Source organism: Acidovorax sp. GW101-3H11, assembly GCF_001633105.1.
In the GTDB taxonomy this organism is placed as follows: domain Bacteria; phylum Pseudomonadota; class Gammaproteobacteria; order Burkholderiales; family Burkholderiaceae_C; genus Acidovorax.
In genome coordinates this window covers 97,377-110,448 of the sequence record NZ_LUKZ01000023.1, presented here as the reverse complement: position 1 = coordinate 110,448, position 13,072 = coordinate 97,377, and the positions used below count along the sequence as shown (strand labels likewise).

The following is a 13,072-nucleotide window of genomic DNA, read 5'->3' as shown; positions in this document are numbered from 1 at the left end:
TGGCACCCCGGCGACACCCCCGGCGGCAGGGTCACCCCCGTCTGCTAAATTCGCCCCATGAATGAGCTTGCTGGCAAACACATTGTTCTGGGTTTGAGTGGGGGCGTGGCTTGCTACAAGGCGGCCGATCTGTGCCGCCAGCTCATTAAGGAGGGCGCCACCGTGCAGGTGGTGATGACCGAGGCGGCTGAACAATTCATCACGCCGGTCACCATGCAGGCGCTGTCTGGCCGCACGGTGTACGGCTCGCAATGGGATGCCCGCGAGCCCAACAACATGCCCCACATCAACCTGAGCCGCGAGGCCGATGCGATCCTGATCGCGCCCTGCAGCGCCGACTTCATCGCGCGGCTGGTGCAAGGTCGGGCGGACGAGTTGCTCAGCCTGTTGTGCCTGGCCCGCCCGGCGCAGCAGGTGCCCCTGCTGCTGGCCCCCGCCATGAACCGCGAAATGTGGGCCCATCCTGCCACCCAGCGCAACCTGGCTCAGGTGGCGCAAGATGGCGCGGTGGTGCTGGGCGTGGGCAATGGCGACCAGGCCTGTGGCGAAACGGGCGATGGCCGCATGCTGGAGCCAGGGGAGCTGCTCGAGGAGCTGATCGCCTTCTTCACCCCCAAGACTTTGGCTGGGCGCCGGGTGCTGGTGACGGCGGGCCCCACCTTTGAAGCCATTGACCCGGTGCGGGGCATCACCAACCTGTCGAGCGGAAAAATGGGCTTTGCGATCGCGCGTGCTGCCCGCGAGGCGGGCGCGGATGTCACGCTGGTGGCCGGGCCCGTGCATGTGCCTACGCCCCGTGGGGTGCAGCGTGTGAACGTGCAGTCGGCCCAGGAGATGCTGGCGGCGGTGCAGCGGTATGTGCAGGCGGCATCGGTGTTCATTGCCACGGCCGCCGTGGCGGACTGGCGGCCCGCCAGCCAGTCCTCACAGAAGATCAAGAAAGATGGCTCGGGCCAGACGCCTAGCCTGGAGTTTGTCGAGAACCCGGACATCCTGGCCACGGTCGCCAAGTCATCGCACGCCCTGCAGGGCGACCTGTTCTGCGTGGGCTTTGCGGCCGAAAGCCATGACCTGCTGGCCCACGCCACGGCCAAGCGTGTGCGCAAAGGGGTGCCTCTGCTGGTGGGCAATATCGGCCCGGCCACCTTCGGGCAGGATGACAATGCCTTGTTGCTGGTGGATGCCCAGGGGCACCGCGAGCTGCCCCGGGCCTCCAAACGCGTGCTGGCCCAGCAACTGATGGGGGAGATTGCGGCGCGGTTGCCGCCCCTGGGGTCGTAGGGGTCTTTGCCGGGAGGCTGTATGAAGACGGGTGCTACCAAGCCTGAATGGGACACGCCGCCCGATGGCGACTTTGCGCGTTATGTGGAACGGCTGACTGCGCCAGCACCTGCCCGAGGCGCGCAGACCCCAGCACCTGGCTCCACCGCCGCCCAGAAGCCCGCAGCAACAGGCGCAGGGCGCTCGGCGCCCCAGTCCGGTCCGCCGGATCTCGCGCTGGTTCTGAAGCCTTTGCTGGGCGTTGTGCGTGCGGTGCGCGCCGTGCTGCTGGTGTTGATTGTCTTGCACGGGGTGGCGCTGTTCATGTTCAGCCAAGGGTCGTTGCCAGGGCTTGCGGTCATGGCAGCCATCTGGTGGGGGTTGGGGCGTTTGATCGACGTGGCTCCCAAGGCCCTATCATCCGCAGCCTTTGGGGCCGCATCAGGCGTGGAGCCTTTGCAGGAGCGGCTGCGGCAAGTGGCCCAGCAGCGCACAACTGGAAAGAAGAAATAACCGTGAAGATTGACGTGAAGATTCTGGATCCGCGCATGGCGGACCAACTGCCCACCTATGCCACGCCCGGCAGTGCTGGCCTGGACCTGCGGGCCTGCCTCGATGCGCCGCTCACCTTGCAGCCCAATGCATGGCAACTGGTGCCTACCGGCATCTCCGTCTACATCAAGGACCCGGGTTATGCGGCCCTGATCTTGCCGCGCTCCGGCCTGGGCCACAAGCACGGCATCGTGCTGGGCAACCTCGTGGGTTTGATCGACAGCGACTACCAGGGGCAGCTCATGGTGAGTGCCTGGAACCGCAGCAGCGTGGCGTTCACGCTGGAGCCGATGGAGCGCCTCGCCCAGCTGGTCATCGTCCCGGTGGTGCAGGCGCAGTTCAACGTCGTCACCGAGTTTGAAGCCACCGAGCGGGGTGAGGGCGGCTACGGCTCGACGGGCAAGGCCTGAAGTCCACAGCGCCACCCGGTTGGCGCGGCATTTGTAAGACGGCGCTTACTTTTTTGCGTGTCTGTTACCGACACGGCATGGGGCCATGTGTCTACGCAGCAGAACCCTGCCGCGTTGTTCCAATCAACCATGTGTCTGGGGCGCCTGCTGTGTGCCTTGCGTTGGCACTTTGCCCCAGGCTGGCTCTCACGACTTCAGGAGATTGAAATGCTGCAATTCACCCGCCGCCCTCTCACCATTGTTGGCGTTGTTGTCCTGGCTGGCTCTTTGGCCGCCTGTGGCCACAACCGCCCGGCGCCCGCTCCCCAGTACTCGGGGGGCTATTCCAGCGGCTACCAGACCGCACCCGCCTATCCCAACAACCCGGTGGGCACCGAGTATGGCCGCGTGTCGAACATCGAGGTGATGCAGGGGCGTTCTCAGGGGCAAACCTCCGGCGCAGGGGCTGTGCTCGGTGCGGTGGTTGGCGGCGTCCTGGGCAACCAGGTGGGCAAGGGCTCGGGCCGCGCGGCAGCGACGGCAGTGGGCGTGCTCGGGGGCGCCGTGGCGGGCAATGCCATCGAGGGGCGCAACAACCAGGAATACGTACAGGGTTACCGCCTGTCCGTGCATCTGGACCAGGGCGGTTACCGCGTGTACGACGTGAGCAGCCCGGGCGATTTGCGCATTGGTGACCGTGTGCGCCTGTACAACGGCCAGATCTCGCGCCTTTGAGTTGAAGGGCTGAAGGGCCCAAGGAAAACGGGCGCTCTGAATTTCTTCAGAGCGCCCGTTTGCTGATGGGAATCTTGCCGCGAGAGGATCAGTGCAGTAGCGAGCTGCCGGGTGCCTGGGGCTGCACGCGAAAGAAGCCTGTCCCGGCCGTGCCGCGGCCAATTTCTTCCTCGGTGGCTTCGCGCACGGCCTGCACGGTGAGCTGCAAGCGCAGCGCAATGCCCGCCAGCGGGTGGTTGCCATCCAGCACCACATGTTCGGGGTAGATCTCGGCCACGGTATAGAGCGCGGTGCGGGGGGCATCCGGGTTGCAACCTTCCGGCAGGGCCATCCCGTCAAACGTCATGCCTTCCTCGATTTCTGCGGGGAACAGCGCACGGGGTTCCAGAAACAGCAGCTGGTCGTTGAAGTCGCCAAAAGCATCCTCGGGTTCGAGGTGCAGCGCCAGGCTGGCACCAGGGCCGTGGCCTTGCAAGGCCTCTTCGATGCGGGGCAGAAGATCGTCGCCGCCGACCAGAAACTCCACGGGCTCATCGAGCACGTCCAGTTCTTCGCCCAGCGTGTCCTTGAGTGTCCAGGTCAGTGCGACCACACATTGTTGGGTAATTTCCATAGGAGAATTGTCGCAGTTTGACCAACCGCCCCGCCCAGGGGTCCTGTTTTCCCATGGATATCCAGCAACCCCTCTCCCTGCTCGGTGGCCTCACCCCCGCGCAATTCATGCGCCGCCACTGGCAGAAGAAGCCCCTGCTGGTGCGCCAGGCCATTCCCCAGTTCGCACCGCCCGTGTTGCGTTCCGAGCTGTTTGCACTGGCTGCCCAGGAAGGCGTGGAGTCGCGCCTGGTGCAATTGGTCAAGGGCGCCTGGAAACTGCGCCACGGCCCCTTCAACCGCCGTGCGCTGCCTGCCTTGCAGCAGCCCGACTGGACCTTGCTGGTGCAAGGGGTGGATCTGCACAACGATGCGGTCCATGCGCTGATGCAGCAGTTTCGTTTCGTGCCCGAGGCGCGGCTGGACGACCTCATGATCAGCTATGCCAGCAACGGCGGCGGCGTAGGGCCACACTTCGACAGCTATGACGTTTTCTTGCTGCAGGCCCATGGCAAGCGCCGCTGGCGCATTGGCCGCCAGAAGGACTTGGCGCTGCGTGATGACATTCCCCTGAAGGTGCTAGCGCAGTTCGAACCCGAAGAGGAGTTTGTACTGGAGCCGGGCGACATGCTGTACCTGCCGCCGCGGTATGCCCATGACGGCATTGCCGAAGGTGAGTGCATGACCTACTCCATCGGTTTCCGCGCCCCGGCGCGTGCAGAGCTGGCCCAGGAGCTGCTGGTGCGCCTGGCGGAAGATGCCGGGGATGCCGACGAGGGCAAGCCCCTGCTGTACCGCGACGCAGGCCAGGAGGCCGTTGCGCAGCCTGCTCACATTCCGGCAGGGTTGCATGCATTTGCGCGCGAAGCGCTCGCCCGCGCGTTGGCGCAGCCCCTGGTGCTGGAGCGCGCGCTCGGCGAATACCTCACCGAGCCCAAGCCCAGTGTGTGGTTCGAGCCCGGGGATGCGGGGGTGATGCTGGAAGGTGTGCGCCTGGACCGCAAGAGCCGCATGATGTATGACGCGCAGCACATCTTCATCAATGGCGAAAGCTACCGCGCCGCCGGGCGCGACGCCACGCTGATGCGGCGCCTGGCCGACGAGCGCCAGCTGACGGCGCGCGAGCTGGCCCGCGCCAGCGACGATGCGCTGGAACTGCTGTCCTCCTGGTGCGATGCGGGCTGGGCCCATGTCTGGACGGGCAGCCACTGACCAGGAGACCGTGATGACCGATGCGGCAGCCCCTCCGCCCGAGCCCCTGCACGACCTGCCCACCGGGCGGTTCAGTGGCCGGGAGGCATTCCAGCAGATGGTGCGTGATGCCTTCGCCACGGCGGCGCGGGATGGCTGGCAGGAGATTGTGATCAGCGACGCCCATTTCCACGACTGGCCGCTGGGCGAGCGCAGCGTGGTCGAATCCCTGCAGGACTGGGCCCACAGTGGCCGACGCTTCACCATGCTGGCCTGCAGCTATGACGACGTGATCCGGCGCCACGCGCGGTTTGTGCGCTGGCGCGGCACCTGGGACCACATCATCACCTGCCGCCGCAGCCCGGCGGCCGACCCCCTGGACCTGCCCAGTGCTCTGTGGTCGCCGCAGTGGGTCATGCACCGGCTGGACCCGGAGCGCTGCGTGGGGGTGGCGGGCAGCGAGCCCGACCGCCGGGTGCTGTTGCGGGAGTCACTCAATGAATGGGTGCGCAGCAAGAGCACGCCCGGGTTTCCTTCGACCACGCTGGGCCTGTAAACCTCCGCTTTGCAAGCGGTCCGGGTGGATCGGACAGTGCGGGCCGCTGTGTGGCAGGGCCGCCACGGCTTCGCATCCCATGCGCGAAGTCAAGCGGGTGTAAAGCTTTCGTCAGTGTTAGTCAGTATTGACTAAAAATCAATATAATCGGTGGTTGCGCCAAAAAGGTGCAAATCAACGCTTTGTGCCAATGCGTACCAGGGCTTCTGAGGGCCTGACGCCGTGGCTTTTCAAGATTCTGTCTGTCCAACTAGGAAAATCGAAATGAAGAACTCTCTCGTTCTGGCCGCCCTGATCGCTGCTGCTGCACTCGCCGCTTGTGGCAAGAAGGAAGAGCCCGCTCCAGCAGCTGCTCCCGCACCCGTGGAAGCTCCTGCCGCTGCGCCCGCTCCTGCCGCCGAACCAGCCGCTCCTGCTGCTTCCGACGCAGCTGCAGCCCCTGCCGCCGCTCCTGCTGCTGACGCCGCCGCTGCTCCTGCTGCCGACGCTGCCAAGGCTGCTGCTGACGCTGCTGCCACCGCCGCTACCGGCGCTTCCGCAGCCAAGTAAATCGCTGCAGGCTCCGGGCTGACCCCATGGTCGGCCTGTGCCACGGCCCCGCACCGCAAGGTTCGGGGCTTTTTTTTGCCTTTTTGTCTGTGACGGGGGTTGCCCGCACCTGGCCTGGCCTGGTCAGAGGCTTGAGGTGCTGTCGCCCACGCGCAGCCAGTCGGTCCCCTGAGTGGGGCTGGCCACGATGATGTCCTCGGCTGTCCAGCCCAGCGCGGCGGCAAGGGTCTCTTGCGCGAGGCGGGGCACATTGTTCTGTGCGCTCAGGTGGGCGGCCACCACCTGCCCCAGGCCTACGTGCTGCACTGCGTGCAGGATCTCGGCCGTGGCGGCGTTGGCCAGGTGGCCGTAGGGGCCGCCCACCCGGCGCTTCAAAAAGGGCGGGTAGCGCGAGGCCTGCAGCATGTCGGGGTCGTGGTTGGCCTCGATCAGGAGGGCGTGGCAGCCTTGGAGCTGCTCCAGCACATGGGCACTGGCATGCCCCAGGTCGGTCAGCACCGCCAGGTGGGCATTGCCGTCGGAGCAGCGCAGCTGCAGCGGCTCCCGGGCGTCGTGGGGCACCGTGAAAGGCAGGGCCTGGAAACTGCCCAGATCCATGGCTTGCATGTCACGCGCCACATGCAACAAGCCGTCGAAGTCCGGGAATCCCAGGGCCGCGTGGGTGCCTTCGCTCATCCACACCGGAATGCGGTAGCGCACGGCCAGGGCCTGGGCGCAGCCGATGTGGTCGGAGTGTTCGTGGGTGATGAAAACGGCGTCGAGGTCTTCAGGCTGCAGCTGCGCCTGGGCCAGCCGGGCTTGCAGCTGGCGGATGCCGAACCCGCAGTCGATCAGCAGGCGGTGCATCTGTGCGCCGCTGCGGCCCTCGACCACGGTGGCGTTGCCCGTGCTGCCGCTGCCCAGGTTCTTGAAGCGCAGCATGGAACAGTGGTGGGCGGGGCGGACGGGGGCTCTAAAAAACACACCCTGCCAGGGGCCGGGAGCCCAGGGCAGGGTGGTGGTGTGGGAGCGCCCGGGTTTGTTACTTCAGGTCGTCGGTGATCACGCGCACGATGCGCTCGGCATTGGCCGAGGTGTCGGGGGCGCCTGCTTCATTGAGCACGGACACCGTGGTGGACTCACCCTGGCTGCGCACCACGATGCGGTACTTGAGCGGCGGTATGGCGGCCGAGGAGCTGCTGAACAGCTTGCCGAAGAAGCCGGGCTCTTTCTTGTCGGCGCTGGGGGCCACATAACGCACGAAGTACGTGCCTTCGTTGCGGTTGCGGTCTTCCACCGTGAAGCCGGTGCGGTCCAGTGCCAGGCCCACGCGGCGCCATGCGCGGTCGAAGCCCTCGTCCAGCTGCACCACCGGCTGGTTGTTGACGGTGGCCATGCGTGCTGTCTGCGCGCGCGGCGCCGGGGCGGCGGCAATGGCGCGGGATTGCTCCTGGCTCACGCCCAGCTTGACCATCAGGCGGCGCAGGAATTCGGTTTCCAGCTCCGGGTCGGAGGGGCGGGGCTGCCACACCGTGTTGTCCTTGGTGGTGGTGCCATAGACCTCGATCATGCCGCGGTGGCTGATGTAGATCTCGGTGCTGCCATTGGCATTGCGCTCCAGGCGGGTGCGGAACTTGTCGCGTTCGCCGGTGGAGTACAGCGAGTCCAGCATCTTGCCCAGCGTGGAGCGGATGAAGTCCTGCGGCAGCTTGGCGCGGTTTTCGGCCCAGTCGGTTTCCATGATGCCGACGTTGGACTCGGCCTGGGTCAGGTTGAAGCCGTTTTCCTGCCAGAAGTCGCGCACGGGCTCCCAAAGCTTGTCGGCGGGGCGGTTGACCACCAGCCAGCGCTGGTTGCCGTCGCGTTCGATGCGCACATCGCCCAGCTGCAGGGCTGCGGCGTTGGCCGTGCCGGAGGGCTGCGCGGCCTGGCCCGCCTGCAGGGCGGCGGCCGATACCGGGCCACCTGGCACGGCGTAGCGCGAATCGCGCGACAGCTGCGTCAGGTCGGGCGGGACTTCCAGGGTCGAGCCCCGGGCAGCGCTCTTGTAGTCGATCTTGTCGCCTTCGAGGGCGGCGCAGGCGGACAGGGCCATGGCGAGGGCCAGCAGGCTCAGGCGGGTGGTAGCAGCTTTCACGCGGAAATCCTCGGGAAGAAGTGTCTCAGGGAGCCGGGCGTGGCCCGGGTTGGATCAGGCCAGCAGGCCGCTGCTGCGCAGTGCAGCCTCGACAACGGCTTCGTTGCCACTGGCCAGCGGCGTCATGGGCAGGCGCATGGTGCCACCACACAGGCCCATGCGGGCCATGGCCCACTTGACCGGGATGGGGTTGGCTTCGACGAACAGGTTCTTGTGCACGGGCATCAGCTTGAACTGGATTTCCATGGCGCGGCGCGCATCGCCTGCCAGGGCCGCCACACACAGCTCGTGCATCAGGCGCGGGGCCACGTTGGCCGTCACGCTGATGTTGCCGTGGCCGCCGCACAGCATCAGGGCCACGGCGGTTGGGTCGTCGCCCGAGTACACGCCAAAACCCTGGGGTACGTCGCGGATGAGCCACTGGGCGCGTTCGATGTTGCCGGTGGCTTCCTTGATGCCGATGATGCCGGGCACCTGGGCCAGGCGCAGCACGGTGTCGTGCTGCATATCGGCCACCGAGCGGCCGGGCACGTTGTACAGCACGATGGGCAGGTCGCCCGTGGCTTCGGCAATTGCCTTGAAGTGCTGGAACTGACCCTCTTGGGTGGGCTTGTTGTAGTAGGGCACGACCTGCAGCTGGCTGTCGGCCCCCACGCCGCGCGCGAACTTGGCCAGCTCGATGGCTTCGGCGGTGGAGTTGGCGCCGCAGCCGGCCATGATGGGCACGCGCTTGGCGGATTGTTCGACCGCGACGCGGATGATCTCGCAGTGCTCTTCGACATTGACCGTGGGCGATTCGCCCGTGGTGCCCACCACGCCGATGCAGTCGGTGCCTTCGGCGATATGCCAGTCGATCAGTTTGCGCAGGGCGGGGTAGTCCACGCTGCCGTCCGCGTGCATGGGGGTGACGAGGGCGACGATGCTGCCGGTAAGAGGCACGGAGGAAGAGGTCATGTCCGCAGTGAAAAACGGTAAAAGGGCATTCTAACTAGCCGCGATGGACAAAAGATGCCGGGAAGGCTCGCCAGCCTGCGGGAGTTCCCGCACGGCCGTGACGCGTTGCACAAAACGTGCGGGTTCGTCCAGGAACCCGTCTTCGTAGGCCACCACGCGCAGCCCCTGGCAGGCGCCCAGCAACTCGCCGGGTGCAAGCAGGAACTCGGGCCGCGCGGGGCGCCCCACGGTTTCGTTGCCCAGGGCAAAGGTCTCATAGACCAGCACGCCACCGGCGGCGACGCTCTCGACGATGGTGGGCAGCAGCGGCCGCCACAGGTAGTTGGTGACCACCACGGCGCCAAACTGGCGCCCCGCCAGGGGCCAGGGCCCGTTCTCGATGTCTGCCAGCAGCAGCTCGCCCAGGCCGTCACAGGCGGCCAGGGCCTCGGCGGACCGGTCCACGCCCACCACCGGGTGCCCCAGGCTGCGCAGCCAGCGCAGGTGGCGGCCCGCGCCACAGGCCACGTCCAGCACCGTGCTGCCGGAGGGAATCAGGTGGGCCCAGCGGCGGACCCATGCGGAGGGGGCTTCGGTACCGTGCATGATGCTATTAAATTTATAGCTATAAAGGCTTGTTCAGCGCGCGCAGAGGCCCCAAAAAGCCTTGAATCTACCCGATGTGGCCGTCAGAAGCACGCCCACATCTGGTCGGCCAGCATCACCATGAACTCGGGCACGGTGTACAGGCCAAACACCGCCAGGCACAGCAGCACCGCCACGACCGCGCCCAGCCAGCGCAGGGCGCGCGGCCTGGGTTTGGGGGGCGGTGGTGGCGTGTGCACGGCGGGCGGGAAGGTCAGGCAGGCTGCGGGGCAGAGCGCTGGATGGGGCTTTCCTTGACGGGCAGGTTCACCAGCCCGGCAAACACGCCCAGGCCGATGGCGATGTACCAGACGATATCGTAGTTGCCGGTGGCGTCATACAGATAACCGCCCAGCCACACGCCCAGGAAGCTGCCGATCTGGTGGCTGAAGAACACAAAGCCGCCCAGCATCGACAAATGCTGCACGCCAAAGATCTGCGCAATGGTTGCGTTGGTGGGCGGGATGGTGGACAGCCACAGCGTGCCCATCACTGCGGAGAACACATACACCGACAGCGGCGACAGCGGCACCAGCAGGAACACGGTGATCACCGCCGCGCGGGCAAAGTAGATAAACGCCAGGATGTAGCGTTTGGGCAAACGCTGGCCCAGCGTGCCGGCGATGTAGGTGCCGAATACGTTGAACAGCCCGATCAGCGCCAGCGCATAGCTGGCCACCTGCGGCGACAGGCCATGGTCCTTGAGGTAGCTGGGCATGTGCACGCCGATGAACACCACCTGGAAGCCACACACAAAATAACCCGCCATCAGCAGGTTGAAGCTGGGGTAGCGGAAGGCCTCGCCCAGGGCCTGCACGATGGTCTGCTCGCGCTTGACCGGGGCTGCGCCCTTGAAGCCTGGCTCGCGCAGCCCAAAGGCCAGCGGCACGATGAGCAGCACCGCCATCGACAGCACCAGCAGCGCCTGCTGCCAGCCCAGGCCCGCAATGAGCCAGCCTTCGACCGGCACCATCAGGAACTGCCCGAACGAACCCGCCGCCGCCGCCACGCCCATGGCCCACGAGCGTTTCTCCGGTGCAATCTGCCGTCCCAGAACACCATAGATCACGGCATAGGTGGTGCCTGCCTGTGCCGCGCCAATCAGCACGCCCGCCGTCAGTGCAAACAGCGTGGGCGTGGGCGACAGTGCCATGCCTGCCAGGCCCAGGCCATACAGCACGGCACCGCCCATGAGCACGCGAAACGCACCAAACCGGTCGGCCACCATGCCCGCAAAAATGCCGATCAGGCCCCAGGACAGGTTCTGGATGGCGATGGCCAGCGCAAACGACTGGCGCGTCCAGCCCATCTCTTGCGTGATGGGCAGCAGCCACAGGCCAAAGCCATGGCGGATGCCCATCGACAGGGTCACGATGGCCGCACCGCAGGCCAGCACCTGGAACATGGACAGTTTCGGAGGATTCATATGCATGCGCAGGAATGTAGCCAGATTGCGTGAAACGCGCTGATACACCCGTGACCAATACAGTGCGCGGTAAGGTCGGCAATGACTGGTTTTTTATCCAGCTACGCCGCGCCTGCCGCACTACAATTCGCCGCTATGTCTGCCAAACCGTCTTCTGCTTCCGCCAGCGAATATTCCGAAGGTTCGATCCGCGTGCTCAAGGGCCTGGAGCCCGTCAAGCAGCGCCCGGGCATGTACACCCGCACCGACAACCCCCTGCACATCATCCAGGAAGTGCTGGACAACGCCGCCGACGAGGCCCTGGCCGGGTACGGCAAGAAGATCCGCGTCACGCTGCATGCCGACGGCTCGGTGAGCGTCGAAGACGACGGCCGCGGCATCCCCTTTGGCATGCACCCCGAGGAAAACGCGCCGGTGATTGAGCTAGTGTTCACCCGGCTGCACGCGGGCGGCAAGTTCGACAAGGGCAAGGGCGGCGCCTACAGCTTCTCCGGCGGCCTGCACGGCGTGGGCGTGTCGGTCACCAACGCCCTGGCAACCCGGCTGGAAGCCACCAGCTACCGCGAAGGCAAGGTGGCGCGCCTGGTGTTCTCGGCGGGGGATGTGATCGAACCCCTGGTGGCCCGGCCGCTGGAGGCGGGCGAGCGCAAGCAGGGCACCTCGGTGCGCGTGTGGCCCGACGCCAAGTATTTCGAATCCAGCGCCTTGCCCATGGGCGAGCTGACCCACCTGCTGCGCAGCAAGGCCGTGCTGATGCCGGGCGTGACGGTGCAGCTGGTCAATGAAAAGACGCGCGACACGCAAACCTGGCAGTACAAGGGCGGCCTGCGCGACTACCTCATGCAGACGCTGAACGGCGACCCGGTGATCCCGCTGTTTGAAGGCGAGGGTTTTGCCGACCGCAACAACGAGAGTTTTGCCGAAGGCGAGGGCGCCGCCTGGGCCGTGGCCTTCACCGAAGACGGCCAGCCGGTGCGCGAGAGCTATGTCAACCTGATCCCCACCAGCGCAGGCGGCACGCACGAAAGTGGCCTGCGCGACGGCCTGTTCAACGCGGTCAAGAGCTTCATCGAGCTGCACAGCCTGTTGCCCAAGGGTGTGAAGCTGCTGCCCGAGGACGTGTTTGCGCGCGCCAGCTATGTGCTGTCCGCCAAGGTCCTCGACCCGCAGTTCCAGGGCCAGATCAAGGAGCGCCTGAACTCGCGCGACGCGGTGCGCCTGGTCAGCGGCTTTGTGCGCCCGGCGCTCGAACTCTGGCTCAACCAGCACGTGGAATACGGCAAGAAGCTCGCCGAGCTGGCCATCAAGGCCGCGCAGACGCGCCAGAAGGCGGGCCAGAAGGTCGAAAAGCGCAAGGGCTCGGGCGTGGCCGTGTTGCCCGGCAAGCTCACCGACTGCGAAAGCAAGGACATTGCCCACAACGAAGTCTTCCTGGTCGAGGGCGACTCGGCCGGTGGCAGCGCCAAGATGGGCCGCGACAAGGAAAGCCAGGCCATCCTGCCGCTGCGCGGCAAGGTGCTCAACACCTGGGAGGTGGAGCGCGATCGCCTGTTTGCCAACAACGAAATCCACGACATCTCGGTGGCCATCGGCGTGGACCCGCATGGGCCGAACGACACGCCCGACCTGAGCGGCCTGCGCTACGGCAAGGTCTGCATCCTGTCCGACGCGGACGTGGACGGCTCGCACATCCAGGTGCTGCTGCTCACGCTGTTCTTCCGCCACTTTCCCAAGCTCATCGAGACCGGTCACATCTACGTGGCGCGCCCACCGCTGTTCCGTGTGGACGTGCCCGCGCGGGGCAAGAAGCCCGCCGCCAAGATGTATGCATTGGACGATGGCGAACTCACGGCCATCCTCGACAAATGCGCCAAGGACGGCGTGCCGAAAGAGAAGTGCCAGATCAGCCGCTTCAAGGGCCTGGGCGAGATGAACGCCGAGCAGCTGTGGGAAACCACGCTCAACCCCGACACCCGCCGCCTGCTGCCCGTGCAGCTGGGCGACATGGACTTTGCCGCCACCGAGGGGCTTATCACCAAGCTCATGGGCAAGGGCGAAGCCGCCGCGCGCCGCGAGCTGATGGAGCTGCATGGCGACGCGGTCGAGATCGACATCTAGGAAGGTGTGAA

General features: G+C 66.1%; 15 protein-coding genes. 8 read left to right on the top strand and 7 right to left on the bottom strand.

The window, feature by feature from the left end:
* The first annotated feature begins 57 nt into the window (after positions 1-57).
* The 4 genes from coaBC (at position 58) to A1D30_RS17915 (ending at position 2,936) form a co-directional block, all read left to right on the top strand.
* Positions 58-1,281: a bifunctional phosphopantothenoylcysteine decarboxylase/phosphopantothenate--cysteine ligase CoaBC gene (gene coaBC / locus A1D30_RS17930; RefSeq protein ID WP_063462080.1), complete on the top strand. Its 1,224-nt coding sequence runs from the start codon at positions 58-60 to the stop codon at positions 1,279-1,281.
* Between the two features lie 21 nt (positions 1,282-1,302).
* Complete coding sequence (locus A1D30_RS26480; protein WP_242421933.1) at positions 1,303-1,773, top strand: hypothetical protein; 471 nt, start codon at positions 1,303-1,305, stop codon at positions 1,771-1,773.
* A 2-nt stretch (positions 1,774-1,775) separates the two neighbouring features.
* Positions 1,776-2,222: a dUTP diphosphatase gene (dut, locus tag A1D30_RS17920; protein WP_063462079.1), complete on the top strand. Its 447-nt coding sequence runs from the start codon at positions 1,776-1,778 to the stop codon at positions 2,220-2,222.
* A 207-nt stretch (positions 2,223-2,429) separates the two neighbouring features.
* On the top strand, positions 2,430-2,936 hold the full coding sequence (locus A1D30_RS17915) for a glycine zipper 2TM domain-containing protein (protein ID WP_063462078.1): 507 nt from the start codon (positions 2,430-2,432) through the stop codon (positions 2,934-2,936).
* An 88-nt stretch (positions 2,937-3,024) separates the two neighbouring features.
* On the opposite strand, the gene A1D30_RS17910 is transcribed toward A1D30_RS17915, so the two are convergent.
* Positions 3,025-3,549, bottom strand: coding sequence for a hypothetical protein (locus A1D30_RS17910; protein WP_063462077.1), 525 nt, complete (start codon positions 3,547-3,549; stop codon positions 3,025-3,027).
* Positions 3,550-3,602: 53 nt separating this feature from the next.
* Between A1D30_RS17910 and A1D30_RS17905 the strand changes: the two genes are divergently transcribed.
* The 3 genes from A1D30_RS17905 (at position 3,603) to A1D30_RS17895 (ending at position 5,823) form a co-directional block, all read left to right on the top strand.
* Positions 3,603-4,739 carry a cupin domain-containing protein gene (locus tag A1D30_RS17905; RefSeq protein ID WP_063462076.1) on the top strand — a complete coding sequence of 379 codons (1,137 nt, stop codon included), beginning with the start codon at positions 3,603-3,605 and terminating at the stop codon, positions 4,737-4,739.
* A 13-nt stretch (positions 4,740-4,752) separates the two neighbouring features.
* Positions 4,753-5,274 carry a hypothetical protein gene (locus A1D30_RS17900; protein ID WP_063462075.1) on the top strand — a complete coding sequence of 174 codons (522 nt, stop codon included), beginning with the start codon at positions 4,753-4,755 and terminating at the stop codon, positions 5,272-5,274.
* A gap of 264 nt (positions 5,275-5,538) precedes the next feature.
* On the top strand, positions 5,539-5,823 hold the full coding sequence (locus tag A1D30_RS17895) for a hypothetical protein (protein ID WP_082836512.1): 285 nt from the start codon (positions 5,539-5,541) through the stop codon (positions 5,821-5,823).
* A 123-nt stretch (positions 5,824-5,946) separates the two neighbouring features.
* Here the strand turns inward: A1D30_RS17895 and A1D30_RS17890 are convergent, their stop codons facing one another.
* The 6 genes from A1D30_RS17890 to A1D30_RS17870 form a co-directional block, all read right to left on the bottom strand.
* Positions 5,947-6,744, bottom strand: a complete 798-nt coding sequence (locus A1D30_RS17890) for an MBL fold metallo-hydrolase (RefSeq protein ID WP_063462073.1) — start codon at positions 6,742-6,744, stop codon at positions 5,947-5,949.
* Positions 6,745-6,844: 100 nt separating this feature from the next.
* The gene (gene bamC, locus A1D30_RS17885) at positions 6,845-7,939 is read right to left on the bottom strand and encodes an outer membrane protein assembly factor BamC (protein ID WP_082836511.1); all 1,095 of its coding nucleotides are present in this window, start codon (positions 7,937-7,939) and stop codon (positions 6,845-6,847) included.
* A gap of 54 nt (positions 7,940-7,993) precedes the next feature.
* Complete coding sequence (gene dapA, locus A1D30_RS17880) at positions 7,994-8,893, bottom strand: 4-hydroxy-tetrahydrodipicolinate synthase (protein ID WP_063462072.1); 900 nt, start codon at positions 8,891-8,893, stop codon at positions 7,994-7,996.
* Between the two features lie 30 nt (positions 8,894-8,923).
* Positions 8,924-9,478 carry a class I SAM-dependent methyltransferase gene (locus A1D30_RS17875; RefSeq protein ID WP_063462071.1) on the bottom strand — a complete coding sequence of 185 codons (555 nt, stop codon included), beginning with the start codon at positions 9,476-9,478 and terminating at the stop codon, positions 8,924-8,926.
* An 83-nt stretch (positions 9,479-9,561) separates the two neighbouring features.
* The gene (locus tag A1D30_RS26070; protein ID WP_199866007.1) at positions 9,562-9,717 is read right to left on the bottom strand and encodes a hypothetical protein; all 156 of its coding nucleotides are present in this window, start codon (positions 9,715-9,717) and stop codon (positions 9,562-9,564) included.
* A gap of 14 nt (positions 9,718-9,731) precedes the next feature.
* Positions 9,732-10,949: an MFS transporter gene (locus tag A1D30_RS17870; RefSeq protein ID WP_063462070.1), complete on the bottom strand. Its 1,218-nt coding sequence runs from the start codon at positions 10,947-10,949 to the stop codon at positions 9,732-9,734.
* A gap of 129 nt (positions 10,950-11,078) precedes the next feature.
* Here A1D30_RS17870 and A1D30_RS17865 point away from each other — a divergent pair, with 129 nt between their 5' ends.
* On the top strand, positions 11,079-13,061 hold the full coding sequence (locus A1D30_RS17865) for a DNA topoisomerase IV subunit B (protein WP_063462069.1): 1,983 nt from the start codon (positions 11,079-11,081) through the stop codon (positions 13,059-13,061).
* Positions 13,062-13,072: the final 11 nt, after the last annotated feature.